The organism is Streptomyces sp. NPDC045026, from assembly GCF_056432625.1.
Window position 1 is genome coordinate 206,588 of record NZ_JBWKIS010000005.1, and the last position, 25,182, is coordinate 231,769.

Annotated in this window: 24 protein-coding genes; 10 read left to right on the forward strand and 14 right to left on the reverse strand. The window is 71.9% G+C overall.

Going from position 1 to position 25,182, the window contains the following annotated elements:
- Positions 1-17: 17 nt before the first annotated feature.
- Complete coding sequence (locus AC07EJ_RS14085) at positions 18-1,019, reverse strand: GlxA family transcriptional regulator (RefSeq protein ID WP_478884310.1); 1,002 nt, start codon at positions 1,017-1,019, stop codon at positions 18-20.
- Positions 1,020-1,093: 74 nt separating this feature from the next.
- Between AC07EJ_RS14085 and AC07EJ_RS14090 the strand changes: the two genes are divergently transcribed.
- A complete protein-coding gene (locus tag AC07EJ_RS14090) occupies positions 1,094-2,446 on the forward strand; it encodes an MFS transporter (protein ID WP_389478020.1) in 1,353 nt (450 codons plus the stop codon).
- Here AC07EJ_RS14090 and AC07EJ_RS14095 read toward each other — a convergent pair whose 3' ends face one another.
- The 4 genes from AC07EJ_RS14095 to AC07EJ_RS14110 all read right to left on the reverse strand — a co-directional run bounded on the left by AC07EJ_RS14095 (position 2,447) and on the right by AC07EJ_RS14110 (position 7,598).
- Positions 2,447-3,064, reverse strand: a complete 618-nt coding sequence (locus tag AC07EJ_RS14095) for a flavin reductase family protein (protein ID WP_393583565.1) — start codon at positions 3,062-3,064, stop codon at positions 2,447-2,449.
- 66 nt (positions 3,065-3,130) lie between these two features.
- Positions 3,131-3,919, reverse strand: a complete 789-nt coding sequence (locus tag AC07EJ_RS14100; protein WP_389478018.1) for an enoyl-CoA hydratase/isomerase family protein — start codon at positions 3,917-3,919, stop codon at positions 3,131-3,133.
- A 64-nt stretch (positions 3,920-3,983) separates the two neighbouring features.
- Positions 3,984-6,200: an acetate--CoA ligase family protein gene (locus AC07EJ_RS14105; protein ID WP_389478017.1), complete on the reverse strand. Its 2,217-nt coding sequence runs from the start codon at positions 6,198-6,200 to the stop codon at positions 3,984-3,986.
- Between the two features lie 246 nt (positions 6,201-6,446).
- Positions 6,447-7,598, reverse strand: a complete 1,152-nt coding sequence (locus AC07EJ_RS14110) for a flavin-containing monooxygenase (protein WP_389478016.1) — start codon at positions 7,596-7,598, stop codon at positions 6,447-6,449.
- 149 nt (positions 7,599-7,747) lie between these two features.
- Between AC07EJ_RS14110 and AC07EJ_RS14115 the strand changes: the two genes are divergently transcribed.
- The 4 genes from AC07EJ_RS14115 to AC07EJ_RS14130 are packed head-to-tail and all read left to right on the forward strand — an operon-like array spanning position 7,748 to position 10,107.
- Positions 7,748-8,200 carry a DoxX family protein gene (locus AC07EJ_RS14115; protein ID WP_383881733.1) on the forward strand — a complete coding sequence of 151 codons (453 nt, stop codon included), beginning with the start codon at positions 7,748-7,750 and terminating at the stop codon, positions 8,198-8,200.
- Positions 8,197-8,613, forward strand: coding sequence for a Zn-ribbon domain-containing OB-fold protein (locus AC07EJ_RS14120; protein ID WP_389478015.1), 417 nt, complete (start codon positions 8,197-8,199; stop codon positions 8,611-8,613). Before AC07EJ_RS14115 ends, AC07EJ_RS14120 begins: the two co-directional genes overlap by 4 nt.
- Positions 8,614-8,637: 24 nt before the next feature.
- Positions 8,638-9,525, forward strand: coding sequence for a GNAT family N-acetyltransferase (locus AC07EJ_RS14125; protein ID WP_478884311.1), 888 nt, complete (start codon positions 8,638-8,640; stop codon positions 9,523-9,525).
- A 6-nt stretch (positions 9,526-9,531) separates the two neighbouring features.
- Positions 9,532-10,107 carry a GNAT family N-acetyltransferase gene (locus AC07EJ_RS14130; protein WP_389478012.1) on the forward strand — a complete coding sequence of 192 codons (576 nt, stop codon included), beginning with the start codon at positions 9,532-9,534 and terminating at the stop codon, positions 10,105-10,107.
- A gap of 23 nt (positions 10,108-10,130) precedes the next feature.
- On the opposite strand, the gene AC07EJ_RS14135 is transcribed toward AC07EJ_RS14130, so the two are convergent.
- From AC07EJ_RS14135 to AC07EJ_RS14150, 4 genes are all read right to left on the reverse strand, one after another.
- Complete coding sequence (locus tag AC07EJ_RS14135; protein WP_393583574.1) at positions 10,131-10,784, reverse strand: pyridoxine/pyridoxamine 5'-phosphate oxidase; 654 nt, start codon at positions 10,782-10,784, stop codon at positions 10,131-10,133.
- An 82-nt stretch (positions 10,785-10,866) separates the two neighbouring features.
- Positions 10,867-12,318 carry an amino acid permease gene (locus AC07EJ_RS14140; protein WP_389478088.1) on the reverse strand — a complete coding sequence of 484 codons (1,452 nt, stop codon included), beginning with the start codon at positions 12,316-12,318 and terminating at the stop codon, positions 10,867-10,869.
- 152 nt (positions 12,319-12,470) lie between these two features.
- On the reverse strand, positions 12,471-13,427 hold the full coding sequence (locus tag AC07EJ_RS14145; protein WP_389478010.1) for a hypothetical protein: 957 nt from the start codon (positions 13,425-13,427) through the stop codon (positions 12,471-12,473).
- Positions 13,428-13,652: 225 nt separating this feature from the next.
- On the reverse strand, positions 13,653-14,870 hold the full coding sequence (locus tag AC07EJ_RS14150) for a thiolase C-terminal domain-containing protein (protein ID WP_478884312.1): 1,218 nt from the start codon (positions 14,868-14,870) through the stop codon (positions 13,653-13,655).
- Between the two features lie 156 nt (positions 14,871-15,026).
- Between AC07EJ_RS14150 and AC07EJ_RS14155 the strand changes: the two genes are divergently transcribed.
- The gene (locus AC07EJ_RS14155; protein ID WP_478884313.1) at positions 15,027-16,232 is read left to right on the forward strand and encodes an acyl-CoA dehydrogenase family protein; all 1,206 of its coding nucleotides are present in this window, start codon (positions 15,027-15,029) and stop codon (positions 16,230-16,232) included.
- On the forward strand, positions 16,232-16,708 hold the full coding sequence (locus AC07EJ_RS14160; protein WP_389478005.1) for a nitroreductase family deazaflavin-dependent oxidoreductase: 477 nt from the start codon (positions 16,232-16,234) through the stop codon (positions 16,706-16,708). The genes AC07EJ_RS14155 and AC07EJ_RS14160 overlap by 1 nt, the downstream gene beginning before the upstream one ends.
- A gap of 106 nt (positions 16,709-16,814) precedes the next feature.
- Here AC07EJ_RS14160 and AC07EJ_RS14165 read toward each other — a convergent pair whose 3' ends face one another.
- Positions 16,815-17,462 carry a TetR family transcriptional regulator gene (locus AC07EJ_RS14165; protein ID WP_389478004.1) on the reverse strand — a complete coding sequence of 216 codons (648 nt, stop codon included), beginning with the start codon at positions 17,460-17,462 and terminating at the stop codon, positions 16,815-16,817.
- 299 nt (positions 17,463-17,761) lie between these two features.
- On the opposite strand from AC07EJ_RS14165, the gene AC07EJ_RS14170 reads away from it, so the two are divergent.
- Complete coding sequence (locus tag AC07EJ_RS14170; RefSeq protein ID WP_478884314.1) at positions 17,762-18,460, forward strand: VOC family protein; 699 nt, start codon at positions 17,762-17,764, stop codon at positions 18,458-18,460.
- Between the two features lie 215 nt (positions 18,461-18,675).
- Positions 18,676-21,090, forward strand: a complete 2,415-nt coding sequence (afsK, locus tag AC07EJ_RS14175) for a protein serine/threonine kinase AfsK (RefSeq protein WP_389478000.1) — start codon at positions 18,676-18,678, stop codon at positions 21,088-21,090.
- A 158-nt stretch (positions 21,091-21,248) separates the two neighbouring features.
- On the opposite strand, the gene AC07EJ_RS14180 is transcribed toward afsK, so the two are convergent.
- The gene (locus AC07EJ_RS14180; RefSeq protein ID WP_478884315.1) at positions 21,249-21,905 is read right to left on the reverse strand and encodes a hypothetical protein; all 657 of its coding nucleotides are present in this window, start codon (positions 21,903-21,905) and stop codon (positions 21,249-21,251) included.
- A 140-nt stretch (positions 21,906-22,045) separates the two neighbouring features.
- Between AC07EJ_RS14180 and AC07EJ_RS14185 the strand changes: the two genes are divergently transcribed.
- Complete coding sequence (locus tag AC07EJ_RS14185; RefSeq protein ID WP_389477998.1) at positions 22,046-22,639, forward strand: hypothetical protein; 594 nt, start codon at positions 22,046-22,048, stop codon at positions 22,637-22,639.
- A 22-nt stretch (positions 22,640-22,661) separates the two neighbouring features.
- Here AC07EJ_RS14185 and AC07EJ_RS14190 read toward each other — a convergent pair whose 3' ends face one another.
- The 3 genes from AC07EJ_RS14190 to AC07EJ_RS14200 are packed head-to-tail and all read right to left on the reverse strand — an operon-like array spanning position 22,662 to position 25,094.
- Positions 22,662-23,435, reverse strand: coding sequence for an enoyl-CoA hydratase/isomerase family protein (locus AC07EJ_RS14190; RefSeq protein ID WP_393583587.1), 774 nt, complete (start codon positions 23,433-23,435; stop codon positions 22,662-22,664).
- Positions 23,432-23,884, reverse strand: coding sequence for a Zn-ribbon domain-containing OB-fold protein (locus AC07EJ_RS14195; RefSeq protein ID WP_389477993.1), 453 nt, complete (start codon positions 23,882-23,884; stop codon positions 23,432-23,434). The genes AC07EJ_RS14190 and AC07EJ_RS14195 overlap by 4 nt, the downstream gene beginning before the upstream one ends.
- A gap of 58 nt (positions 23,885-23,942) precedes the next feature.
- Positions 23,943-25,094, reverse strand: coding sequence for a lipid-transfer protein (locus AC07EJ_RS14200; protein WP_389477991.1), 1,152 nt, complete (start codon positions 25,092-25,094; stop codon positions 23,943-23,945).
- Between the last annotated feature and the right edge of the window lie 88 nt (positions 25,095-25,182).

A 25,182-nucleotide genomic window follows, 5' to 3' on the forward strand; every position in this document is an offset into this window, starting at 1 on the left:
TTCGGCTGTCCCGTGCCCTACGGGTTGGTCGCGTGGAACGTGCGGCGGTACGCCGTCGGCGTCACGCCCAGGGCCGCCTGGAGGTGCTGCCGCATCGACTGCGCCGTGCCGAAGCCGGACTCGCGCGCCACCTGGTCCATCGACAGGTCGCTCGACTCGAGGAGCTGCCTTGCCCGCTCCACCCGCTGCTGGGTGAGCCACTGGCCGGGGCTGACGCCGGCCTCCTCGCGGAAGCGGCGCGTGAAGGTGCGTACCGACATCGCCTCCTGGGCCGCCAGGTCCCGCAGCTGGAGCGGTTCGTGGAGGCGGGCGAGGGCCCAGGCGCGCGCCTTCGTCGTCGTCGCGAGCTGCGGTTCGGGGACGGGGCGGTGGATGTACTGGGCCTGCCCGCCGTCGCGGTGGGGCGGGACGACGGTGCGGCGGGCCACCTCGTTGGCCACCGCCGCGCCGTGGTCGCGGCGGACCAGGTGCAGGCAGAGGTCGATGCCCGCGGCGACCCCGGCCGACGTCAGGACGTCCCCGTCGTCGATGTACAGGACGTCCGCGTCGACCTTGATCTTGGGGAAGAGCTGCTGGAAGTGCTCCGCCGACGCCCAGTGCGTGGTCGCCGGGCGCCCGTCCAGATAGCCGGCCGCCGCGAGGACGTAGCTGCCGGTGCAGATCGACACCATCCGCGTACCGGGCCTGACTTGTGCGAAGGCCGCCGCCAGCTCGTCGGTGAGCACGCCCTCGTCGAGGACGGGGTCCTGTTCGTAGGACGCGGGCACGACCACGGTGTCCGCGGTCGCGAGTGCCTCCGGGCCGTTCCTGACCAGGACGGCGAAGTCGGCGTCCGTCTCCACGGGGCCGGGTTCCCTGACCGAGCACGTCACGACCTCGTAGAGCGCCCGGCCCTCGGTGTCCCTGGCGCGGGTGAAGATGCGCTGGGTGATGCCGAGTTCGAAGGGGAGCACGCCGTCGAGGGCCAGGACGACCACACGGTGGGGGCGCTGCGTTCGGGGCGCGGAAGTCTCGGGCATGACTCCGAGTCTATGGCCCGATCCTAGCGAAGGCTGTCTTTCGGGCCACTCGTCCGGGGTGGGCCGGTAATCCGATGCTGTCTGCTGTGACGCACACAACCGACACCGACGCCGCGGCCAAGGGCGCGCCCGGCACGGGCGGCCCCCGTCCGCCCCGCACCCGTCCCCGTATCCACCGCGCCTGGTTCGTGGCCGCCGTCACCTTCGTGACGATCATCGGCGCCGCCGCCTTCCGGTCCCTGCCGGGCCTGCTCATCGACCCGCTGAACGAGGAGTTCGGCTGGTCCCGCGGCACCATCGGGCTCGCGGTCTCGATCAACCTCGCGCTGTACGGGCTGACCGCGCCGTTCGCCGCCGCCCTCATGGACCGGTTCGGCATCCGGCGCGTCGTCGCCGTCGCCCTGGTCGTCATCGCGGCCGGCTCCGGGCTGACCGTGTGGATGGACTCGGCCTGGCAGCTCCTGCTGTGCTGGGGCCTGCTCGTCGGACTCGGCTCCGGATCGATGGCCCTCGCGTTCGCCGCGACCGTCACCAACCGGTGGTTCACCGCCCGGCGCGGGCTCGTGACCGGGATCCTCACGGCCGCGTCCGCGTCGGGACAGCTCATCTTCCTGCCGCTGCTCTCGTGGATCGTCGAGGCGCACAAGTGGCGGCCCGCGGCCGTGACGGTGGCACTCGCGGCCCTCGCCGTCGTGCCGTTCGTGTGGCTGCTGCTGCGCGACCACCCGGCCGACGTGGGCGCCACCCCGTACGGCTCCGAGGAGTTCGTCGAGAAGCCGCCGCCCGTCACCGGGGCCGCCCGCCGCACCGTGGGCGTCCTGTTCAAGGCCGCCCGTACGGGGCCCTTCTGGCTGCTCGCCGGGACCTTCGCGATCTGCGGCGCCTCCACCAACGGGCTCGTCCAGACGCACTTCGTGCCGGCCGCGCACGACCACGGGATGCCGATCACCGCGGCGGCCTCGCTGCTCGCCGTGGTGGGGATCTTCGACGTCGTGGGGACGGTGGCCTCGGGCTGGTTCACCGACCGCTTCGACGCCCGGCGGCTGCTCGCGGTGTACTACGCGCTGCGCGGGATCTCCCTGCTGTTCCTGCCGATGCTGCTCGCCCCGTCCGTCCACCCGCCGATGATCTTCTTCATCGTCTTCTACGGGCTCGACTGGGTCGCCACCGTGCCGCCCACCCTGGCGCTGTGCCACGCGCACTACGGCGAGGACAGCGCCATCGTGTTCGGTTGGGTGCTCGCCTCGCACCAGGTGGGTGCCGCGCTCGTCGCCTTCCTCGGCGGCGTCGCCCGTGACACGTTCGGCTCGTACGACGTCGTCTGGTACGCGTCCGGCGCGCTGTGCGCCGCGGCGGCCCTGATGGCGCTGGTGATCCGGCGCCGGAGTGCCGATGCCGATGGCCTCCTGGTGGCCGACCTCGCCTGATCAGTGCTCGAAGCGGCCGAACGCGCCCTTGTGGAACAGGAGCGGGGACGCGTCGCCGTCCGCCGTCCCGAGCGCCTCGACCCGGCCCACCACGATGAGGTGGTCCCCGCCCGTGTGGACCGCGTGGATCGTGCAGTCGACCCACGCGGGCGCGCCCGCGAGCCGCGGCGAGCCCGTCACCGGCGCCGCGTCGTGCTCGACACCGGCGAACTTGTCCGCGCCGCTCACCGCGAAGGAGCGGCACAGCGCGCCCTGGTCCGCGCCCAGTACGTTCACGCAGAAGACGCCGGCGCTCGCGATGCGCGGCCAGGTCGTGGACGTACGGGCCACCATGAACGCCACCAGCGGCGGGTCCAGGGAGAGCGAGGAGAAGGACTGGCAGGCGAAGCCCGCGGGGGGAGCGCCGGGGTGCGGCGGCGGCGCCGTGACGACGGTGACGCCGGTGGCGAAGTGGCCGAGGACGCGGCGGAACTCGCCGGGGTCCAGTGGCGCCCGCTCGTCCTCGCCCACGGCCCGTAGCTCCGGACGCGGCATCGCGTCCACCGGCTCGGCCGACGTGGGCGCACCGACCGACCGGAGGTACCTGACCACCGTGGCTGCCATTCCTGCGTGTCCCATCACACCCACGATTGAAGCTGACGATGCGTCAGATAGGAAGTGGCGGGCCGGAATTGGTCGAGGAACTCACCGTCCCTTGTACGTCGGGTCGCGGCGTTCCTTGAAGGAGGCGACGCCTTCCTGTGCGTCCGCCGTCGTCATGTTGATCTCCTGCGCCGTCGCCTCCGCGGCGAACGCCGTCGCGCGGTCCGACTCCAGGGAGGCGTTGACCAGCTGCTTGGTCATGGCGATGGCCCGGGTCGGGCCGCTCGCCAGGCGCGCCGCCCACTCCTGGGCCGTCTTGCGCAACTCCCCGTCCGGGACCGTGCGGTTGACCAGGCCCAGGCGTTCCGCGTCCGTCGCGGAGAGCGCGTCGCCGAAGAACATGAGCTCCTTGGCGCGCTGCGGCCCGATGAGGCGCGGCAGCAGATAGGCGCCGCCCCCGTCGGGAACCAGGCCACGGCGCGCGAAGACCTCGATGAAGCGGGCTGACTCCGCCGCGAGCACCAGATCGCAGGCGAACGCCAGATGCGCGCCGATCCCGGCCGCCGTCCCGTTGACCGCCGCGACGACCGGCTTCTCGCAGTCCATGACCGCCGCGATCAGGCGCTGCGCGCCCAGGCGGATCGTGCGCGCCACGTCGCCGGGCACCCGGGGCCCGGTGGCGGGCGCGCCGCGCAGGTCCGCCCCGGCGCAGAAGCCCCTGCCGGTCGCCGTGATGACGACGGCGCGCACGTCCGGGTCCGCGGAGGCGCTGTTCAGGAGGGAGATGATCTCCTCCCGCTGGTCCCAGGTCAGCGCGTTCATGGCCTCGGGGCGGTTGAGCGTGATCCAGGTGACGGCGTCGGCGGTGGCGCACTCGATGGTGGCGGACATGACCTCTTCTTCCCTGTATGGAGGCGGGTGTGAGCGGCGGGCGTGTGTGCGGTACCGGCCGGGCTCAGTGGCAGACGGCGAGCGCGTCGAGCGCCACCGCGCCCTGGCCGCGCGGGAGCACCATCAGCGGGTTGATGTCCAACTCCGCGAGTTCGTCGCCCAGTTCGAGGGCCATCCGCTGGACCCGCAGGACGACCTCCACCAGCGCGTCCAGGTCCACCGGGGGCGCCCCCCGCATCCCGTCCAGGAGGGGCCTGCCCCGTAGTTCGTCGAGCATCGCCCGCGCCTGGTCCTCCGCGAACGGCGGCACCCTCACCGCCGTGTCCCGCAGCACCTCCACGAGTACGCCGCCCAGCCCCACCGTCACCGTCGGGCCGAACAGGTCGTCCTGGGTGACCCCGACGACCATCTCGATGCCCCGCTCGATCATCTGGCAGACCAGGACGCCGTCCAGGTCGAGGCCCTCGTAGCGGGCGATGTCGGTGAGTTCCCGGTAGGCGTCCCTGACCTGGCTGGCCGAGGTCAGGCCGACCTTGACCAGGCCCAGGTCCGACTTGTGGGCGAGGCGCGCGCCGGACGCCTTCATGACGACGGGGTAGCCGACCTGGCCGGCCGCCCGTACCGCCGCCGCGGCGCTGGTGACGAGCTGCTCGCGCGGTACGCGGATGCCGTACGCGCGCAGGAGCTGCTTCGCGGCGTGCTCGCTGAGCTGGCGGCCCGGACGCATCAGGGCCTGCGCCTTGCGGAAGGAGGGGGAGGGCGTGCGGGGGGCCTCGGCGAACGGGGAGCGGTAGGCGGCGGTGAACCGGTGGTGGTCCAGATAGGCGCGCACGGCCGTGATGCAGTTCCCGAACGTGCGGAACGTCGCGAGGCGCGAGGACCCGAGGAGCGTCTCGCGATAGGCGTCCTCGGTACCGAGGGGCGAGCCCCAGACGACGCAGATCAGCTTGTCCGTGCGCTCGGCCGCCTCCGCGAGGTCCCGGGCCAGCTTGTCGCTCATGGGCGGGAACGGGCCGGTGATCGGGCAGATCAGGACGCCTATGGACGGGTCCTGGAGGATCGATTCGATGATCTTGGGGCCGCGCCAGTCGCCCACCGGGTGGCCGCCGTTGTCGATCGGGTTCGCGACGTTGAGGTACTCCGGGATCCACTCGTGCAGCTCCTGCTGCTTCGCCTCGGACAGCGCCGGCAGGGTCAGGCCCGCGCGGGTGGCCAGGTCGGCGAAGTGGGCGCCGGTGCCGCCCGAGATCGAGTAGACCGCCACCCCGTCCGCCCGCGGGGGCCGGGCCCGCGCCAACAGGGCCGAGGTGTCCTGGAGTTCGTCGAGTCCGTCGACCCTGATCACGCCGAACTGCCGCATCGCCGCGTCCACCACCGTGTCCGCGCCGGTCAGCTTGCCCGTGTGCGAGGCGGCCATGCGGGCGCCCGTCTCGGTGCGGCCGACCTTGACGGCCACGACGGGTACGCCGTTGCGCGCCGCACGGTCCGCCGCCAGGAGGAAGCCCCGGCCGTCTTTCAGGCCCTCCACGTAACACGCGATCGCGCCGACCTCCGGGCGCTCGGCGAAGTACGAGATGAAGTCGGCCGTCTCCAGGTCCGCCTCGTTGCCCGTGGGCGCCCAGTGCGAGAGCCGTACGCCCAGCTCCTGCATCGTGTAGAGGGGGCGGCCCTGGTGGCCGGACTGCGTGATCAGGGCGATCGCCGGTCCGTCGAGGTCCTCGCGGAACTCGGAGAACGCGTTCAGGTTGGTGTTCGGGCCCAGCAGGCGCATGCCCGAGCGGCTGACCGCCGCGGCCAGGGAGGACTGCGCGGCCGCTCCCTCCTCGCCCGTCTCGGCGAAGCCCGACGCGAAGGCCACCGCGAACTTCACCTTGGCCTGGGCCAGTTCCTCGATGACCGGCAGCGGGTCCGAGACGAGGAGCACGGCGAGGTCGACGGGTTCGGGCAGCGCGGAGACGCCCGGCGAGCACGGGATGCCGAAGACGGTCTCGCGGGTGGGGTGCACGGGGTGGAGGCGGGCGCCCACGCGCTCCGCCCACGCGATCAGCTGGCGCGTGATGCCCGTGTTCGGGCGGCCCTCGGCGTCGGACGCGCCGATGACCGCTATCGATTCGGGCCGGAAGAAACGGTCCAGGTCGGGCACCTCGCGGTGCAGTGGCCTGCCGCTCACGTCCAGGTCGTCCGCCCTGCCGTGCACGGCGGGTGCCGGCTGTTCTCCGCAGGCGATCGTGCGGGCCCGGCGGGGGTCGGTGGTCAGGGTGCCGTATGTCGATCCAAGCATCGGGTCCGCCCGCTCCTCGACTGGTGCTCACGTAACTGACGTAGTGTCAGATTACTGAACTGACGCTGTGTCAGGAACAGGGCTGCACGCAAAGGCTGGTACGGGTGTTCCCGCGAGCGGGCGTGTTGGAACGGCGGGAAGTGGCCACTGTGCATTGAGTGGCGTCCCGAGGTGGTGGGTGGTGTCCCGGGTGATGGCGCCCTGCGTGAGTGCGGGTCGGTGGCCGGCCGGTGGCGCCGGCCGAGATCAGCCCGCGATCGCCTTCGCGATCTTCCGTGCGTCCAGGGCCAGTTCGCGGAACATGCCGCTGATCGGGTTCGTGTACCCGGTGAAGTGGAGGCCGGGCGCGGCAGGGGCCGTCCGGCGGCCGTGCGTGGCCGGGCGTCCCCGGTCGTCCAGGACGCCGAGGTGGCCCACCAGGTCCTCCAGCGCGCGACGGTAACCCGTCGCCGCGATCACGGCGTCGGGGGCGATGCGGGTGCCGTCCGCCAGGACCACCTTGCCGTCCTCGAACGACTCGACGGCCGCGACCGGTTCGACCTGTCCCGTGCGCACGGCGTCGATCAGGCCGACGTCCTGCACGGGGATCGCGCCCTCGCGCACCCGCGAGTAGAGGCCGGTCGTCGGTCTGGGCAGGCCCTGTTCCGTCAGGTCGGGCACGCTGAGCTTCGCCATGGGGCGGGCCAGGCGGTCCACGATCGCCACGGGCAGCCTGCGGCACAGGATGCCGGTCCGCTGCGCGGGCCAGCCCGCGGTGGACCGGCGCACGATGTGGGGCGCCGTGCGGACCGCGAGCCGGACGCGGGACGCGCCGCCCTCGGCGAGGTCCACGGCGATCTCGGCGCCCGTGTTGCCGACGCCGACGACCAGCACGTCACGGCCCGCGTAGGGCTTGGCGTTGCGGTAGTCGCCCGCGTGGAGGAGCTCGCCGGTGTACGAGGAGCGGCCCGGCCAGTCGGGCAGGCGCGGGGTGTGGTTGTAGCCCGTGGCGACCACGACGGCACTCGCGGCCAGTTCGCGGCCGCCCGAGGCGTGGACGAGCCAGCCGTCCTCCGTGCGCTCCACGCGGGAGACCGTCACGCCGGTGACGATCTCCAGGTGATGGAACTCGGCGTACTTCTCCAGGTAGCGCACGACGTCGTCGCGGGACACCCAGCGGCCGAAGCGGCGCGGGATCGCGAGTCCGGGAAGCCCGGAGAGCTTGCGGGTGGTGTGCAGGTGGAGGCGGTCGTAGTGCAGGCGCCAGGACGCCCCTACGTGCTCCGACTTCTCCAGGATCACGGCCCGTACGCCCCGCTCGCGCAGCGCCGCGGCCGCGGCGAGGCCGCCCGGTCCGCCCCCGATGACGTACACGGGGCGGTCCTGGTTGCGTGCGGCGGGCGCGGGGGTGGTGACCATGAGTGCGAGCCTAATCACGCTTCGATTTGATGGGTCTCGGTCAAGACCGGAATCGGTTGCGAATTCATCACGGCGTACGCCCCTTGCGGTACCGCCCCTCCGTGCGCTGAACTGACGTACCGTCAGAAACGGAGAGGAGGGCCCTGGTCGTGGACTCGATCTGGCTCGACGGCGTCGAATGGCTGGCCGTGCTGCGCATAGGCCTCGGACTGTGGTGGCTGGAGAGCTGGCGGCACAAGGACAAGAAGGGCTGGTTCGAGCGGGGCACCGGCATCGCCTGGGCCGCGGACGTCGCCGCGAAGCACCGGTGGAACGCCGTGCGCAGCGGCTTCGGCGCGGTCGTCACACCCCGGCCGAAAGTGATGGCGTACGTCGTCGTCTACGCCGAACTGGCCCTGGGCCTCGGGCTCGTGGTGGGCCTGCTGACACCCGTGGCCCTCATCGGCGGGCTGCTCCTGAACCTCCTGTACCTGGTCCTGATGATCCACGACTGGGCCGAGCAGGGACAGAACGCGATGATGGCCCTCATCTCGCTCGTGGCGCTCTTCGCCATGTCCTGGCAGGCCTGGTCCCTCGACGCGGCGATCGGACTCTTCCAGTGACTGCTCCCGCGACCGTACGGTTCGACCTCCCCGAGCCCGACGCCTTCACCCGCCCCTACTGGGACGCCGCCGCCGACGGGACGCTGCTGCTGCGCCGCTGCCGCGCGTGCGAGCGGGCCCATCACTATCCGCGCGAGTTCTGCCCGCACTGCTGGAGCGAGGACGTGACGTGGGAACGCGCGTCCGGGACGGCCGTCCTCTACACGTGGTCCGTCGTCCACCGGAACGACCTGCCGCCCTTCGGCACCCGCACCCCGTACATCGCGGCCGTCGTCGACCTCGCGGAGGGCCCGCGGATGATGACGGAGATCGTGGACGCCGAGGGCGCCGAGCTGCGCGTGGGAATGCCCCTGGAGGTCACCTTCCGGCAGGTGGAGGACTTCTCCGTGCCGGTATTTCGCTCGCGGACGTGAGGGGGCGGGCGGCACCATGCGGTCATGACAGAGAGCCCCGCTCCCGTGCCCGGCTGGCACGTCACCGCTGACGTCGACGACTTCCTCGCCCGCGCGGGCGACTACCTGCGCGCCGAGCCCGCCCTGCACACCGTCGCCCTGAGCGTCACCGTGAGCCTGCGGGAACGGGGGCCGGCGGTGTACGGGGCGAGAAGTCAGCTCTTCGGCGTGCTGTACGGGCCGGACGGCCACGTGGCGGGGACGTTCCTGTGGACACTGCCATACCGGATCAGCATCAGCCCTCTGGACAGGGAGCAGGCGGACGCGCTCGCCGTCGCGCTCCAAGGGCGGTCGGTGCCCGGCGTGTTCGGGGTCGACGCAGCCTCGGCCGCCTTCGCCGACGCCTGGCAGGCTCGTACGGGAGCGCGGGCCCACTGCACGGTCGAGCAGCGCCTCTACCGGCTCGGCGACCTCACCCCACCGCTGCCCGCGCCTGCCGGGCACCCCCGTGTCGCCACCGCGGGCGACCGGGAGCTGCTGGCCCGGTGGCATGACGCGTTCGCCGCGGACACCCGCGCTCCGGGCGGCGCAGCGGCCTCGCGGGAGTGGGCCGACGAGCGGATCTCGTACGGCGGCGTCACCCTCTGGGAGACCGAGGACGGTGTGCCCGTCTCCATGGCCGGCGTGACCCGCGAGGCCGCCGGAGCGGTCCGGGTCGCGCCCGTCTACACACCGAAGGAGCTGCGCGGACGCGGGTACGCGGGAGCGGTCACCGCCGAGGTCAGCCGCGCCGCACGGGCCGCGGGCGCGCACGAGGTGGTCCTCTTCACCGACCTCGCCAACGCGACCAGCAACGGCCTCTACCTGCGCATCGGCTACCGTCCCGTCCGGGACTTCGCCGTCCACACCTTCACCGCCCCTGAGAAGGGCTGACAGCTCATGACCGACACCCCTGAGATACGCGGCCACGGACTGCTCCTGCGGGCCTGGCGGGCCGGGGACGAGGGGGACGCCGCCGCCGTGCTGCGCGGACTCGCCGACCCCGAGTTCCTGCGCTGGAACACCCCGCTCACCCCGGTCGACGACCTCGCCGGCGCCCATGCGTACCTGCGCTCACGCGAGGAGGCGCTCAAGAGCGGCGAATCCGTGTCGTGCTGCGTCACCGACGAGAGCACGGGGGAGGTGCTCGGGCACATCGGCATCAACGCGATCATTCCCGAGTTCAGCACCGCCCACGTCGGCTACTGGGTGCTGCCCGAGGCCCGCGGGCGCGGGGTCGCGACGCGGGCGCTGAGCCTCGCGTCGCGGCTGGCGTTCGGCGAACTCGGCCTCCACCGGCTCGAACTGGGGCACGCCCTCGGGCACGAGGTGTCCTGCCGGGTCGCCGAACGCGGCGGATACCGGTACGAGGGCACGCTGCGGGGCGCGATGTTCGAGGCGGGGCGGCAGGACGCCTTCCGTGACGCGCACCTGCACGCCCGCCTCGCCTCGGACCCCGAGCCGCAGGTGGCGTGAGCCGCCCGCGTCACGGCCGGACGTCACGGCCAGAGCAGTTCCCGTACCCAGCCCGCCTCCGTGCCGCGGTACCTGAGGCGGATGTGGCGGCGGCGGGCGTCGCCCTGGAAGAACTCCACCTCGCGCGGCGCCAGCGCGTACGCCGTCCACGTGGGGGCCGGGGCCTCCGGGTCGGCCTGCGCGCGCTCCCAGGCCGCGACCGAGGCCTCCTCCAACTCTCCTTGTGAGCCGAGGACTTCGCTCTGGTGGCCGACCAGTGCCGCCGCGAGCGCTCCCGTCGAGCGGACGTGGAGATCGGCCTGGCTCACCTCGGGCGACTCCGTGGTGACATCACCGCGTACGCGGATCTGGCGGCCCTGCGACGGCCAGTAGAACCCGAGCGCGGCCTGTGGGTGCGCGGCGAGCTGGCGGCCCTTGGCGCTGCCCGCGTGGGAGGCGAAGTGGAAGCCGTCCTCGTCGGCGCCGTGCAGCATCACCGTACGGACGTCGGGCAGTCCGTCCTCGTCCACCGTGGCGAGCGACATGGTGTGCGGCTCGCTCTGGCCGGCGGCGACCGCCCCGGCGAACCACTCGACGAAGAGCGGCAGCGGCGAGGACGGGGCCGCGGACGGGTCGAACGCGGGCAGTTCGGTGTCCCAGACGCGCAGGGACTTCAGGATCTCTTGCAGTTCCGGCATGCACCGATTCTGACGCCGGACGCGAGCGCCCCGCCGACCGGTCCGTCCGGAAGGCGGGGCGACGTACGCCGGACGGAGCCGGTCAGATCAGGTCCATCGCCGCGACCTCGTCCGGGCTGCCGTAGCTGACCGGGCCCTGGAAGCGGCGGCGGGCCGTCGCGAACCACCACACTGTCGCGATCACGAGTACGGCGACCAGGGCGATCGGCGCGTAGTTGAACGACGTCGCGTTGATCGGCGACGCCTGCGGCAGCATGAACAGGACGCTGCTCGCCACGATCCAGACCACCGCGATCGCGGCGACGGGCTTGCCCCAGCGGCCCAGGTTCCACGGCCCCTGCTGGAAGTCGTCGTGGCGCAGGCGCAGATAGATCGGGACGGCGTACGCGAGGTAGAGACCCACGACGTTGACGCTCACGATCGCGGTGAACGCCGTGTGCGACCACCAGCCCGGCACCACCAGGACCAGGGAGCAGGCCGCCGCGAGCCACACGGCCTTCACGGGCGTGCGCGTGCGCGAGGAGACCGAGTGCCACCAGCGCGAGCCCGGCATGGCGCCGTCACGCGAGAAGGCGAAGATCTGGCGGGTGTTGCTCGTCATGTTGGCCAGGCCGCAGAACAGCATCGAGCCGATCACGACCAGCAGCAGGAGCTTCGCCGTCGTCATGCCGAGCGCGTCGATGAGGATCTGCACGGGCGGCGCCGACGCGCTCGCCTGCGCCTTGTAGTCCCCGATCGCGAAGACGAGGGCCAGCATCAGGATCAGGCCGGTGACGGCGGAGTAGCCGATCGCCCGCATGATGCCCTTCGGCGCGTTGACCGTCGCCTGGACCGTCTCCTCCGACATGTGGAAGCTGCCGTCGAAGCCGGTGAACGTCCAGCTGGTCACGAGAAGACCGAGCAGGGCGGCGTAAATGCCGTTGGAGAAGCCGGTGTTGTTGGTGAACTGCGTGACGACCGACGCCGACTGGTGGTGGTCGGGCACGGCGATCAGCGCGACGACGATGACCACCATGCCGACGAGCAGCCACCACACGGAGATGCGGTTCACCAGTGCCACCAGCTGCACCGTGTACGTGTTGGCGAGCGCCTGGAGCAGCAGGATCACCGCCGTGATGAGGACCGTCTGCTGCGCCGTCGCGTGGTACGACGGCCACTGCATGACGAGGAACGCCTGGATGAACGTCGCCGCCGCGTAGCCCGTCGCCGCCGTGCCGCCGACCTGCCCCACGAAATTCAGCCAGCCCGTGTACCAGGACCAGGCGCCCTTGTGCCGTTTCGCCAGCTTTCCCGCCGAGAAATAGAGCGCCCCGCTCGTCGGATAGGCCGATGCGATTTCAGCCATCGACGCTCCGACGAATAGCACCATGGCCGCGACGGCTATCCAGCCGAACACGAGAATGCGCGGCCCGCCGGCGTTCATTCCGAACCCGAAGGAGGAGAAGATGCCGGAGATGATGTTGATGATCGTGAAGGAAATCGCGAAATTGTCGAACGCCTTGAAGCGCCGGGTCAGCTTCCGCGGGTAGCCCATCGCGTGCAGCGTCGCGTCGTCGTCGAGCGCGGCGGCGGGCCGCCCGGATCTGCTGGGGGACGTGGGGGGAGTGGGGGTGGTGGTCAGGGGGTCGGACACAACCTCGGCCTTCCGTTGTGGGGGAATTTCCGAAACCTGTGGGGCGGGTGGGATCAGGTGCTGTGCGGGACCGGCAGGCCGCACGCGCGGCGCGCCTTGCTGAGCTGTTCCTCGGGTTCGCCGAAGACGCTCCATGGCATCCGCGAGGCGTACGGGCCCATGGCGGTGAACACCGCCCGCGCCTCGAAGGCGCACTGCGCCATGTGCAGGGCGTGCGCCAGATACGCCAGGTCGAGGACCGGTGTGAAGCGGTATCCGGCCACCTGCGGCAGCCAGTTCCGGTACGCGCCGAGCGCCGTCGCCTTCCACTGCGGCTGGTCCCAGGTGTGTTCGGCGAGGAGGTGCGCCGGGTTGTGGCCCTCGACGAGGGTGACGAGGGGCAGCAGGCGCAGCGGGGACGAGGCCGGGGCGCGCTGGCTCAGATACGCGGCGACGTCCCAGGCCGCGTTCGCACTGCCGCCGTGCCGGGTGAAGAAGAACGCCAGGAACTGGTGGTGGGCCTCGCGGTGCCAGGGGTCGAGACGCGTGATGTGCTCGAACTGGGCCCAGGGGCCGCGGGGTTCGGTGAGCAGGCCCTGCGGCGCGCGGTCGCGGGGCCGCTGGAGCCGCGCCAGGGAGAGGCGGGCGGCCCACGGTGTGGGGTCGCGGGGGGCGAGGTCGGAGGCCCGGTCGCAGGCGGACAGCGCTATCCGGCCCAGCGCCCCGATGCGCCGGTCGTGCGACTGGGCGGCGCGCAGGGTGCGGAACACGGCGACGCGCGCCCACAGCAGGGCGGCGTCGGGGCCGGGCTCCTCCTCCAGCCAGCGTTCCGCCAGGTCCGATTCGGCGGCCACCGAGGCCAGGACGAGGGAGCGGTGGGCGCGCAGCCCGAAGTCGCCGTGCGTCTCCTTCAGGACCGAGTGTGCGCCGAAGTAGCGGCCCGCCCGTAAATCCGTGCAGGCCCTGGCCAGCTCTCGGTCGTCGGCGGCGGGATGCCAGACGTACTGTCCTTCGAACGAGCCGGCGGTCATGCTCCCCTGCCACTGTTCTGCTTTTCCGTACGGACGACGGGGAGCCTACTAAGGATCAAGCGCCACGGAAACTGTGTATCCGAAATAACAGGTTCCGGGTTGTTTACGACGCGGCTCGCGATCCGGTATCGGGGGCGATCGGTTTATTGAATTTGCAAATTTGTTGTGCCGATTCCCGGTTTCTTATGGACGCGGCCTCAGGGGCGGGGCATCGGGGACGCGGCCTCAGGACGTGCCGAGCACCACCGTCCCCGACGAGCAGAACCATCCGCCCGTACCGGACGCCACCGCGAGCCGCGGCAGCCGCCCGCCCGCCTTGCGCACCTGACGCTCCCCGGCCTCGCCCCGCAGCTGTCGTACCGCCTCCACCAGCAGGAACAGGCCCCGCATTCCCGGGTGTTGGGCCGACAGGCCGCCGCCGTCGGTGTTCGTGGGGAGTCCGCCGTCCCGCAGCAGCCGCCCCTTCTCCACGAACGGCCCGCCCTCGCCTTTCGCGCAGAATCCCAGATCCTCCAGCGTCACCAGCGTCATGTACGTGAAGGCGTCGTAGATCTCCGCGAGGTCGATCTCGTCGTGGGTGACGCCCGCCCGCTCGAAGGCGAGCTTTCCGCTGACGGCCGCCGGGGACACGGTGAAGTCGTCCCACTCGGACATCGTGGTGTGCGACACGTACTCGCCCGAACCGAGCACCCACACAGGCGACTTGGCGCAGTCAGGCAGCAGGTCCTCGGCGACGAGCAGCACGGCGGCGCCGCCGTCCGAGCGTATGCAGCAGTGCAGTTTCGTGAACGGGTCCGCGATCATCGGGCCGTCGAGCACGTCGTCCACGGTGACCGGGTCGCGGAACATGGCCTGAGGGTTCAGTGCCGCGTTTGCTCGCGCCTGCACGGCGACCTCGGCGAGCTGCTCCAGCGTGGTGCCGTACTCGTGCATGTGGCGCCGCGCCGCCATCGCGTACTTGGCGATCAGCGAGTGCCCGTACGGCACCTCGAACTGGAGCGGGCCGCGGGCGCCGAAGCTCAGGTTCGACGTGCGCCGTCCGGCCTTGATGTCGGCGCGGGCCGTCGAGCCGTACACGAGCAGGACCGCGCGCGCGTGGCCCTGGGCGATGGCGTCCGCCGCGTGCGCCGCCATCACCTCCCAGGTGGAGCCGCCGACCGAGGTCGAGTCCACCCAGCGGGGTTTGAGGCCCAGATACTCGGCGACCTCGACCGGCGCGAGGATGCCGAGGCCCGCGCTCGCGAACCCGTCGACGACGTCGGGGGTGAGCCCGGCGTCGGCGACGGCGCGGCGGGCGGCCTGGGCGTGCAGGGCGAATGGGGTCTCCCCTGCTCGAGCGGAGCCGAGAGCTTGGGGATGAGTGGCCTCGTCCACGCGGCCGCAGTCGGAGAGGGCGATGCCGGCGATGGCGACCCGGCGGGAACCGTGAAGTGCGGCAGTCATGAATCTGACGGTACATCAGATTTGGTAATCGGATCGGCCTGTCCCGTCAGATGCTCTCTCCGTGCGTATCTCTGTGCATCCCGGCTCCGCCGCCCTAACATGACGCCCCGTCAGAACAGGGGGTCCGGGGTCGCCGGCCCTCGGGGAGGAGCCCGTATGGACGCCGCCTTCACCGCGGAACAGGACGAGATCCGCCGCACCCTGCACGAACTCATGAACAAGCGCTGCGGCCCCGAAGACGTCAAGGCCGCCGTCGGCACCCCCGCCGGCTACGACCCGGCCCTGTGGTCGGCCCTCGGCGGCGAGCTGGGCCTGCCCGGCCTGGCCCTCCCGGAGGAGTACGGCGGAGTCGGCTGCGGGGCCACCGAACTCGCGCTCGCCTGCGAGGAGTCGGGCCGCGCCCTGGCCCCGTCACCGCTCCTGGCCACGGCGGCGCTCGCCGCCCCGCTCGTCCTCGCCCTCGGTACTGAGGCGCAGCGCGCCGAACTGCTGCCCCGCATCGCCTCCGGCGCCCTGACCGCCACGCTCGCCGTGCCCGGCGAAGGCCTCGCCACCGCGCTCGGCCTGACCGGCGACAACCGCGGCGACTGGTCGGGCGGCGGCCGTGCGGGCGGCGTCCAGGCAAGGCAGGCCGATCAGGGGAACTGGCGTCTGTACGGGCAGGCCGACCAGGTCCTCGACGGGCACAGCGCCGGCCTCCTGATCGTCGCCGCGCACACCGGCGGCTTCGCCCGCTCACGGACCCTGCTCTTCCTCGTGCGCGGCGACGCGCAGGGAATCGTCAGGACCCGGCAGACGTCCCTCGACGAGACGCGGCCCCGCGCGCGGGTCGAACTGCGCGATGTGGCAGCGGAGTTGCTGGGGTCCGGTGAAGGCGGCGAGGGCGGCGAAGTGGCGGGCGCCCTGGCGGCCGTGGGCGACGCGGCGGCGACGGTGCTCGCCGCGGAAGCCGTCGGCGCCGCCGAGCGCGCCCTGGAGCGGACCGTCGAGCACGTGCGTCAGCGTGAGCAGTTCGGGCGCCCCATCGGCTCCTTCCAGGCGGTCAAGCACCGCCTCGCGGACGTCTACGTCCAGGTGCAGGCGGCGCGCTCCGCGGCGTACTACGCGGCCTGGGCCGCGGGCTCGGGGAGCGGGGAACGGGCGGGCGGCCTCGCCCTCGCCCAGGCCCTGGAGGCGCTGCGCACCGCGGCGTCCGAGGCCGTGCAGCTGCACGGCGGCATCGGCTTCACCTGGGAGCACGACGCCCACCTCTACCTCAAGCGGGCGACCGGCGACGAACTGCTCTTCGGCCCCGTCCACCTCCTGCGGGCCCGTGCCGCGGAATCCGCCGAACTCTTCACCCGCCAGGAGGCGACGGTCTGATGGCACCACCCGGAACGAGACTCCTGCAGAAGGTCTCCTCGACCCGCGCCTTCGCCCGCGTCGCCCCGCACTTCATCCCCGCGATGGACCGCACCGTGCACCGGCTCACGCGGGGAAAGGTGCTGCTCAGCGCGCAGATGCTGCCCGGGGTCATCCTGACCGCGCGCGGCGCGAAGAGCGGACTGCCACGGCGTACGCCGCTCGCCTGCATGCCCGAGGAGGGGGCGGACACCTGGCTCCTGATCGGGTCCAACTTCGGGCGTCCGGGACACCCGGCCTGGACGGCGAACCTGCTGGCCCATCCGGACGCCGACATCAACTGGAGGGGCGAGGACATCCCGGTCACCGCCCGGCTGCTCGACTCCGGCGAGCGGGCGCAGGCCTGGGCGGCGGCGCTGACGTTCTGGCCGCCGTACGCGAAGTACCAGGCGAGGGTCGAGCGGGAGATCAGGCTCTTCCGGCTGGAGCGCCGATGAGGCCCACGAAACACTAGTGACGGAAACTGCACAGCGGCGGCTCACGTGACACGCGAACCGCCGCTGCTCGACAGGAACTGGGAAAGCCCGAAGGATGGCTCCAGGGCTACTTCGCCGGTCTCTTGCCGGTGACGCCCAGGTGCACCAACAGGGCAAGATTGGGCTTGAGTTCGGCCTGCTTGACGCCCCAGGTCTGGAAGCCCTTCTGGTGCGAGGCCACCGCCGCGAGCATCGCGACGAGCGAGCCGGCCATCGCGGCGGGGCTCACGTCCTTGTCGACCTTGCCCTTGGCCTGGAGCTCCTTGACCGTGTCCGTAAGGGAGTTGTTCACGGAGTTGAGGATCTTCATGCGGATCTTGTAGAAGCGCTTGTCGCCCTCGGCCGCGCCGAGGTCGACGACGCGCAGGATCGCATCGTTCTTCCGCCAGAACTCGAGGAATCCGTCGACGAGTTCCTGCGAGGTCTGCCAGCCGGCCTTGCCGACCCACGAGCGGCCCTCGAGGAGCTGGGTCAACCCGGCGCCCTCCGCGGCCATTTGCTCGGCGATCTCCAGGACGGCGCCCTCGACGTCCGGGAAATACTGGTAGAAGGTCGCCGGTGAGGTGCCTGCCTTCCGGGCCACATCAATGACTTTGACGTCCCGGTACGGCGAGGAGCTGAGCATCTCGCCGAGGCACTCCAGCAGCTTCTGACGCGTCGCTTGACCACGCCGTCCGGCCACGCGGCCGTCGACGGTACGTACTTGTCCTGTCATGCCGTCAGCTTACCGAGGGGTGATCGGAGCGCGATTCGGCCGACTGCAAATGGGGTTGAGGGCTCCGGCACATGGGTTGATGCGGGGTCGTCCGGGGCTTTTGCGCATGTGGGGGCCGGTGGGATCGCAGATGTTATCAACAGGCTGTGGAAAACCCCGTGGATAAAATTGGCCAAGTGTTCGAATCGCCTGTGTCGCCGGCCCGCGGACGAGGCACCCTGCCACCCAGGGGACACCTCTCCCCATAGTGACGTACGGCACACCCGCGTACGGCAGGTGAAGGGGAAGGACGCACGCCGATGGAGTTCGCCGAGGGCGCCCCCTGCTGGGCCGACGCCGCGCTCCCCGACGTGGAGGCGGGCAAGCGCTTCTACGGCGACCTCTTCGGCTGGACCTTCGACGAGGGCGCGGGCGCGGAGTACGGCTACTACACCCAGGCCTACACCCAGGCCTACAGCGACGGCAGAACCGTCGCGGCCCTCGCCCCGGACCGCGACGGCCGCACCCCCACCGGCTGGACCGTCCACTTCAAGGCCCGCGACGCCGAGACCGTCGCCTCCGCCGTCCAGGACTCCGGCGGACGCCTCCTCGTCGAACCCCTCTCCATCGGCGCCTTCGGCACCATGACGCTCGCCGCCGACCCCGAAGGCACCGTCTTCGGCCTCTGGCAGGCCGGCACCCACAGCGGCTTCGAGACGCGAGGGGAACCCGGGACGTTCCGCCGGGCCGAACTCCGCGCACACGACATGACGGCCGTCGCCCCCTTCTACGCGTCGGTCCTCGGCCACGGAGCCGCTGACCTCCTCATATCCGGCGCCACCTGGGATGTGCCCGCCCGCTTCCTCGTCCACTTCGCCGTCACCGACTGCGAGGCCACGGCCGAGGCCGCCACCCGCCTCGGCGGCCGCGTAAAGGAAGAACCGTTCGACACCCCGTACGGACGGGTGGCCGTCCTCACCGACAACCAGGGCGCCGCCTTCGCGGTCCACCAGGGCTGAACAGGCACCTGTCGCCCCGTCCCGCCCGGCGGAAGCCACCCTTGATGCCACCCGTAATGCGGCACCTCTCCCGTGACACCCCGATTTGCCCCCGGGTTCGCAACCGGAGCCCCGTACAGGAAGAATCAGGGTGCGTGCCGCCGTAGCGCTTCGGTGGTGAGACGCTGACCGGGGACTGTGCACAGCGACCCGGTCCCGTACGGGGAGGCAGGCAAGTGGTGGATCAGCTGACGCAGCACGATCCGAGGCGGATCGGCCCGTTCGAGGTCCTGGGACGGCTCGGCGCCGGCGGCATGGGACTCGTCTATCTCGCGCGCTCGGCATCCGGCCGGCGCGTGGCGATCAAGACCGTGCGGACCGAACTCGCCGAGGACCAGCTCTTCCGCGTCCGCTTCACCCGCGAGGTCGAGGCGGCCCGCGCCGTGTCGGGCTTCTACACGGCCGCCGTCGTCGACGCCGACCCGCGCGCCGCCGTGCCGTGGCTCGCCACCGCATACGTCCCCGCGCCCTCCCTCGAAGAAATAGTGAACGAGTGCGGGCCCCTCCCGGCCCAGGCGGTGCGCTGGCTCGCCGCCGGAATCGCCGAGGCCCTCCAGTCGATCCACGGCGCGGGCCTCGTCCACCGCGACCTGAAGCCGTCGAACGTGCTCGTCGTCGAGGACGGCCCCCGCGTCATCGACTTCGGCATCGCGTCCGGCGTCTCCAACACCCGCCTGACGATGACGAACGTCGCCGTCGGCACCCCCGCCTACATGTCGCCCGAGCAGGCCAAGGACTCCCGGAGCGTCACCGGGGCCTCCGACGTCTTCTCCCTCGGCTCCACCCTCGTCTTCGCCGCCACCGGACACGCCCCCTTCCACGGCGCCAACCCCGTCGAGACCGTCTTCATGCTGCTGCGCGAAGGCCCCGACGTCGAAGGCCTGCCCGCCGAACTGCGGCCCCTCATCGAGTCCTGCATGCAGATGGAGGCACCGCTGCGGCCCTCGCCCGCGGACCTCCAGGCCCAGCTCGCCCCGCACCTCTTCGGCTCCGGCAGCGACGACAGCGGCACCGCCTCCGCCTGGCTCCCCGAGCGCTCCGTCGCCCTCATCGAGGAGCGCAGGGGCGGGCGGCCACCGGTCAGGAGCAGCGGTCCCGGCCGCGGTGGCAGCGGCGGACGGGGCGTGCACGGCGCAGGCCCCGGCCCCATGCCGGTCATGCCCGCGCAGCCCCCCGGCCCGCCCCCGTCCCACGCCCCCGGCACCGGGGGCTGGCGCCCCACGCCCGCACCCCCACTCGCCGCCGCCACCGCGGGCCTCTCACCCGACGCCGGGCCCGTGCGCCTGGCCGGGGCGAAGGTCCCGATCGGCCCCGGCCCGCGCGTCGCCGACGCCCGCGCCGCCGCGGTGAAGGCACCGCCCGCCGACGCGGGCCTCGCCGCGTCCTGGTCCCGCCCCAAGGCCGGCGTCAACGGCGCCCCCGACCCCGTGATCCCCGCCCCGGCCCCCGAGGCGGGCGCCGCCTGGCGGCCCTGGCGCTTCCGCATGTCGAACGACGTGTGGGGCACCCCGTCCGTGGCCGGAGACCTCGTCTACGTGACCTCTTTCGAGGTACACGCACTCGACGTGTCCACGGGCCGGCGCCGCTTCAAGACCCGCGACGTCGCCTGGTCCATGGCCGTCGCCGACGGCCGTATCCACGCCTCCGACGGCCCGACCCTCTACGCGCTCGACGCCCGCGAGGGACACGACCTGTGGCGGCTGCAGACCGACGCCTGGGTGTACTCCCTCAAGGCCGACCGCGGCACCGTCGTCACCGGCACCCGCGGCGGCGGCGTACAGGCCTGGGAAGCCGCCAACGGCGACAAGCTGTGGGAGATCACCGGCGCCCAGACCGACTTCGAGTCCCCCGAGGCCGGACCCGTCATCCACGACGGCACCGTCTACGTCTGGCAGGACGCCCGGCTGCGCGCGCTGGAGGCCCGCACCGGCGAGGAGCGCTGGTCGTACCCGATCGGCGACGCGGCCTCCTGCGGCGGCGTCCCCGTCCGCCTCACCCAGGCCCCCGACGGCTACGTCTACGTGGCCGCCGGCACCCGCGTCCTGGCCGTCGACATCGCGAGCGGCCACGTCCGCTGGCACTTCGAGGCGCCCGCCGTGTTCCTCTGTCCGCCCGCGTTCGCCCCCGGCCCGGCCGTCACCGGCGGCGGCGTCTACCTCGCCGACCACCTCGGCACCGTCTACGCCCTCGACGCCACCGACGGCCGCGACCGCTGGCGCATCGCGACGGAACCCCGCCCCTCCTCCGTCGAACCGGTCCTCGTCTCGCACGGCCACGTCCACGTCGGCAGCGGCCAGGGCCTCTACACCCTCGACGCCGTCACCGGCACCCCCAAGTGGCGCTTCCAGGCGGGCGGCGAGGTCGTCGGCTCACCCGTGGTCGCCGACAACCGCATCCACTTCGGTGCCACCGACCACCTCCTGTACACCCTCAAGGCCGACGACGGCCGCCTGCGCTGGAAGCTCGCCACGGGCGGCGAGATCACCGGCGCACCGGTGGTCAAGGACGGCGTGGTGTACGCGTGCAGCAAGGACCGCTGCGTGTACGCGCTCGACGCGGAAAAGGGCACGGGGACGGCTTCGGCGCGCTAGGGCCTCTCGTTTGGATCATGCCGGGCTCGCGGGGTCTGGTGCCGCACCTCGCGGCGTTGTCGTCACTCGCCGACGCTCCGCGTCGACTCCCTCCTCCGCCTTGCGATGCACGGCACCAGACCCCGCTCCCTGACCCGGCCTTATCCAAACGAAAGACCCTAGGGCTTGTCGGTCGGCGGCCCACCCTGCTGCCCCTCCCCGTACGGCGGCTCCTCGTAAGGAGGATCCGGGTACGGGGGCTGCTCGCCGTACGGCTGCATCGGGCCCTCCAGCGTGTGCTGGGGCCCGTCGAGCGTGGGCGCCGGGGGCGGGACCGGGTCGGTGAAGTGCGTGGGCTCCGGGCCCGTGTCACCGGCGTGCCCCTGGTCCGCGTACTCGGGGGGCCGCGGCTGCCGCTTCTGACGCCCGCTCATCACGGCCGCGCCGAGCAGCAGCAGTACACCGCCGACGGCGGCGCCTGCCACCCCCAGCCCGAGTCCGGAACCGTCACCCGCCACCACCATCTGCCCCTCGGCCTGCCCCACCCGCACCATCCACAGCACGGTGAACGCGAGCACCACCACCCCCGCGAACGCGACGAGCAGCCGCGACCGCAGCACGACGCCGATCAGCGTCGCGGCGGCGGCCACCACGCACGGCAGGAAGAGGGAACCGAACAACTCCGCGCGGGCGTCCGTCACTCCGGCACCCGAGAACAGCTCACCGAGGCGGTAATAGCGCCCGTGACGGCCGTCGTACCACGCACGGAACGGGCTGGAAACGACGGCCGCCGCTCCGAGGAGAGCGAGGATCGCCCCAAGGACGTTGCGGACCATCGCGGCCTCCTGAGTGCGGCCCGGTTCTGCTCCCGGTCCCGACGCTACGCCGGGAGGACACCCCTCGCCACGCGGCGCTGCTACGGTGTCGGGTCGCCGAAGGAACGCAAGGATCACCATATTTTCGGGGGAGCAGAAGGATGCTGCGACGAGGGCTGAAGCTCACGGCACTGGCGGCCGTGGTCGTACTCGCACTGACCGGATTCTCGACGGGCCACGGCCACGGCGGGTCCGGCAAGAGCAGGAGCAGGGGGAGCAGCAGTAGCAGCAGCGGTGGCGGCTGCTCCAGCTCGAAGCAGAACCACGGCTCGAGCTACAACGGCTCGCACTACAACGACAACGACGATGACGACTACTACGACGACGACGACTCGTACGGGTCGTCGGGCGGCAGCGACACCACGCCGACGGACACCGCCACCGGTTCCGCCACGGGCGACGCCGACGTGGTGATCGTGGACTGCGCGGGCCCCGGCCGCAAGGCCGGTAAGCGCCGCCCCGCCGGCAAGGCGGACTCGACCGTGACCGTACGCGTCACGTCCCAGGCGCTCGGCACGAACGACTTCTCCGTCGGGGTCGACCTGCTGGACGGCGGCGGCAGGCTCGTCGAGAACGTCAGCAAGAACGTGAGCCTCGACGAGGGCGAGACCGAGACGGTCACGCTGAGGATGACGATGCCGCGCCAGGCGGCGAACGTGTACAGGTGCGCCAACCCTTGGGCGACCACGGTCTGACCCTTTCGACCGACCCTTTGGCTCACCGCAGGCGGAACCCGCCGGAGCGCCTCGCTCCGAACAGCTCCGCCTGCCGCTCCGGGGGCAGGTTTCCCAGGGCGATCAGCTGCGGCGCGTGCGCGAGGGCCTGCGTGCGCGCCGCCTCCTTGGCCGCCCACACCGCCCGCACCGTGCCCTGCACGGCCTCCGTCGGATACGACGCGATGGTTTCGGCGCAGGCCACCGAGGCCGCCAACGCGCCGCCGGGCGCGGTGAGTTCGGACACGAGCCCGGTCTCGTACGCGCGCCGGGCCGAGATCCGCTCGGCGGTCCCCATGAGCGCCATCCGTGCCACCTCGCCGAACGGCATGCGCTGGGCGAGGTGGATGGTCTCGTAGGCGCTGACCATGCCGTAGGTCGTATGCGGGTCGAAGAACGTGGCGCTCTCGTCGGCGACGACGAACTCGCTCTCGCCGATGAGATAGAAGGCCCCGCCGCACGCCATCCCGTTGACGGCGGCGACGACGGGCTTCCACAGGTCGTTCGCCTTCGGCCCGACCGCGACGAGCGGATCGTCGATGCTGTACGGGGACTGCGGCTGCGGCACCTCGGCGTCGCGGTCGATGCCCGTGCAGAAGGCGCGCTCGCCGGCCCCGGTGATGACGACGGCGCGCACGGAGTCGTCGAACCGGAACTCCCGCCAGGTGGCGGCGAGTTCGGCGGCGGTGGTGAGGTCGATGGCGTTGTGGCGCTCGGGCCGGTCGAGGGTGACGACGGCGACCGCGGACTGTTTGTCGGTCTCGACGCGCAGAGTCACGGCCGCTCCAGGACCCAGCGGGGCATCGTCACGCCGTCGACGTCGGTGAAGACGACCTGCACCTTGGCGCCGATGCGCAGGCGCGCGGGGTCGACGGAGTCGAGGGGCGCGTCGGCGGAGGTGACGAGATTCCCGACGAGCCGGATCCGCGGTGCGTCCGCCAGCTCGACGATGATCGCGTTGTACGGGGCGACGGCGGCGTACGCGGGAAGCAGCGGCGGATGCGGGACGACGTAGGACCAGATCCGCCCGCGCCCGCTCATGAGCCGCCAATCGCTCTCGAACGACCCGCAGTGCGGGCAGCAGGGCCGAGGCGGGAATCGCAGCTCACCGCAGGTGGAGGAGGCGCAGGCCTGGATGCGGAGCTCGGATCGGGCGGCGTAGTGCCAGAAGGGTGCACCGTCGTCATCGATGACGGGTGACAGATAACCGGTTCCAGAGTCTGCCATTGATCAGTCCAACTTCCCTTGTGTCATGGGTCGGTCCAACTCTGTCCGGCGGCGCCGCTCACGCCCCCCGCAGCAACAGAGCCGACGTGGGTACGCCCTCGCCCGCCGTCACCAGGCAGGTCCCCGCGTCCGGGACCTGCGCGGTGCTCGTCCCGCGCAGTTGCTTCACGCCTTCGTTGATCAGGTTGAATCCGTGGACGTACGCCTCGCTGAGGCCGCCGCCGCCCGTGTTCAGGGGCAGCCGCCCGCCGATCTCCAGCGCCCCGCCCTCCGTGAACGCCCCGCCCTCGCCGCGTCCGCAGAACCCGTACCCCTCCAGGGACAGCGGGATCAGCGGCGTGAACGCGTCGTAGATCTGCGCCACGTCCACGTCCTCCGGCCCGAAGTCGGCCTGCTTCCACAGGTGTCGGGCCGCGGTCCACGCAGGTCCCGTCAGCGGATCGTCGTTCCAGTAGTTGACCATCCCGTGGTGCTGGGACGGCAGCCCCTGCGCCACCGAATGCACGTACACGGGCGTCTGCCGGCAGTCACGCGCGCGCTCGGCCGAGACGATGACGCACGCCAACGCCCCATCTGTCTCAAGGCAGTTGTCGAAGAGGCAGAGCGGCTCACTGATCCAGCGGGCCGTCATATACATGTCGCGCGTCAGCGGCCGCTCGTACATCATCGCGGCCGGGTTCTGGTTGGCGCGGTTGCGGCAGGCGAGGGCGACGTTGAACAGGTGGTCCCTGGTCGCCCCGTACTCGTGCATGTAGCGGCGCGCGAGCATCGCGATCTCGTCGGCGGGGCGCAGCAGGCCGTACGGACGGGTCCACTGCGCGGGCGTGGGCAGCTGGACCGCGGTGTTCTTCCACGGGCGCGGCCCTGACCCCCGTTTCCTCGACCGCCAGGCGACCCCGACGCTCGCCTGTCCGGTCGCGACGGCCGCGGCGAGATGCGCGACGGTCGCGCACGATCCGCCGCCCCCGAACCCCACCTTGCTGAAGAAGGTCACGTCCCCCGCACCGACGGCCTTGGCGACCTCGACCTCGTCGGTCTCCTCCATCGTGTACGAGGCGAAGGCGTCGACCTCGGACGGCGCGATCCCGGCGTCCTCGAGTGCCCCGAGGATGGCCCGGCAGGCCAACGTCTTCTCACTCTCGGGCAGTTGTTTGCCGAAGGCCGTCTGCCCGATCCCCACTATGGCCGTCGCGTCCTTGAGCCCCGCCATCGCAAGCCACCTCCGCGCGTCGTGATGCCACCACGATCGTCCCGTCTGCTGACAGCGCGTCAGGCTACAGCTAATCTGACGGATAGTC

Excerpts from the sequence above, each read along its gene's own strand:
- AC07EJ_RS14145 (WP_389478010.1), bottom strand. The coding sequence starts at position 13,427 with ATGACCGCCGGCTCGTTCGAAGGACAGTACGTCTGGCATCCCGCCGCC.
- AC07EJ_RS14125 (WP_478884311.1), top strand. The coding sequence starts at position 8,638 with ATGACAGAGAGCCCCGCTCCCGTGCCCGGCTGGCACGTCACCGCTGAC.
- AC07EJ_RS14110 (WP_389478016.1), bottom strand. The coding sequence starts at position 7,598 with ATGGTCACCACCCCCGCGCCCGCCGCACGCAACCAGGACCGCCCCGTG.
- AC07EJ_RS14140 (WP_389478088.1), bottom strand. The coding sequence starts at position 12,318 with ATGGGCTACCCGCGGAAGCTGACCCGGCGCTTCAAGGCGTTCGACAAT.
- AC07EJ_RS14130 (WP_389478012.1), top strand. The coding sequence starts at position 9,532 with ATGACCGACACCCCTGAGATACGCGGCCACGGACTGCTCCTGCGGGCC.
- AC07EJ_RS14090 (WP_389478020.1), top strand. The coding sequence starts at position 1,094 with ATGCTGTCTGCTGTGACGCACACAACCGACACCGACGCCGCGGCCAAG.
- AC07EJ_RS14200 (WP_389477991.1), bottom strand. The coding sequence starts at position 25,094 with ATGGCGGGGCTCAAGGACGCGACGGCCATAGTGGGGATCGGGCAGACG.
- AC07EJ_RS14085 (WP_478884310.1), bottom strand. The coding sequence starts at position 1,019 with ATGCCCGAGACTTCCGCGCCCCGAACGCAGCGCCCCCACCGTGTGGTC.
- AC07EJ_RS14170 (WP_478884314.1), top strand. The coding sequence starts at position 17,762 with ATGGAGTTCGCCGAGGGCGCCCCCTGCTGGGCCGACGCCGCGCTCCCC.
- AC07EJ_RS14195 (WP_389477993.1), bottom strand. The coding sequence starts at position 23,884 with ATGGCAGACTCTGGAACCGGTTATCTGTCACCCGTCATCGATGACGAC.
- AC07EJ_RS14150 (WP_478884312.1), bottom strand. The coding sequence starts at position 14,870 with ATGACTGCCGCACTTCACGGTTCCCGCCGGGTCGCCATCGCCGGCATC.
- AC07EJ_RS14160 (WP_389478005.1), top strand. The coding sequence starts at position 16,232 with ATGGCACCACCCGGAACGAGACTCCTGCAGAAGGTCTCCTCGACCCGC.
- AC07EJ_RS14095 (WP_393583565.1), bottom strand. The coding sequence starts at position 3,064 with ATGGGACACGCAGGAATGGCAGCCACGGTGGTCAGGTACCTCCGGTCG.
- AC07EJ_RS14100 (WP_389478018.1), bottom strand. The coding sequence starts at position 3,919 with ATGTCCGCCACCATCGAGTGCGCCACCGCCGACGCCGTCACCTGGATC.
- AC07EJ_RS14165 (WP_389478004.1), bottom strand. The coding sequence starts at position 17,462 with ATGACAGGACAAGTACGTACCGTCGACGGCCGCGTGGCCGGACGGCGT.
- AC07EJ_RS14135 (WP_393583574.1), bottom strand. The coding sequence starts at position 10,784 with ATGCCGGAACTGCAAGAGATCCTGAAGTCCCTGCGCGTCTGGGACACC.
- AC07EJ_RS14155 (WP_478884313.1), top strand. The coding sequence starts at position 15,027 with ATGGACGCCGCCTTCACCGCGGAACAGGACGAGATCCGCCGCACCCTG.
- AC07EJ_RS14180 (WP_478884315.1), bottom strand. The coding sequence starts at position 21,905 with ATGGTCCGCAACGTCCTTGGGGCGATCCTCGCTCTCCTCGGAGCGGCG.
- AC07EJ_RS14185 (WP_389477998.1), top strand. The coding sequence starts at position 22,046 with ATGCTGCGACGAGGGCTGAAGCTCACGGCACTGGCGGCCGTGGTCGTA.
- AC07EJ_RS14105 (WP_389478017.1), bottom strand. The coding sequence starts at position 6,200 with ATGCTTGGATCGACATACGGCACCCTGACCACCGACCCCCGCCGGGCC.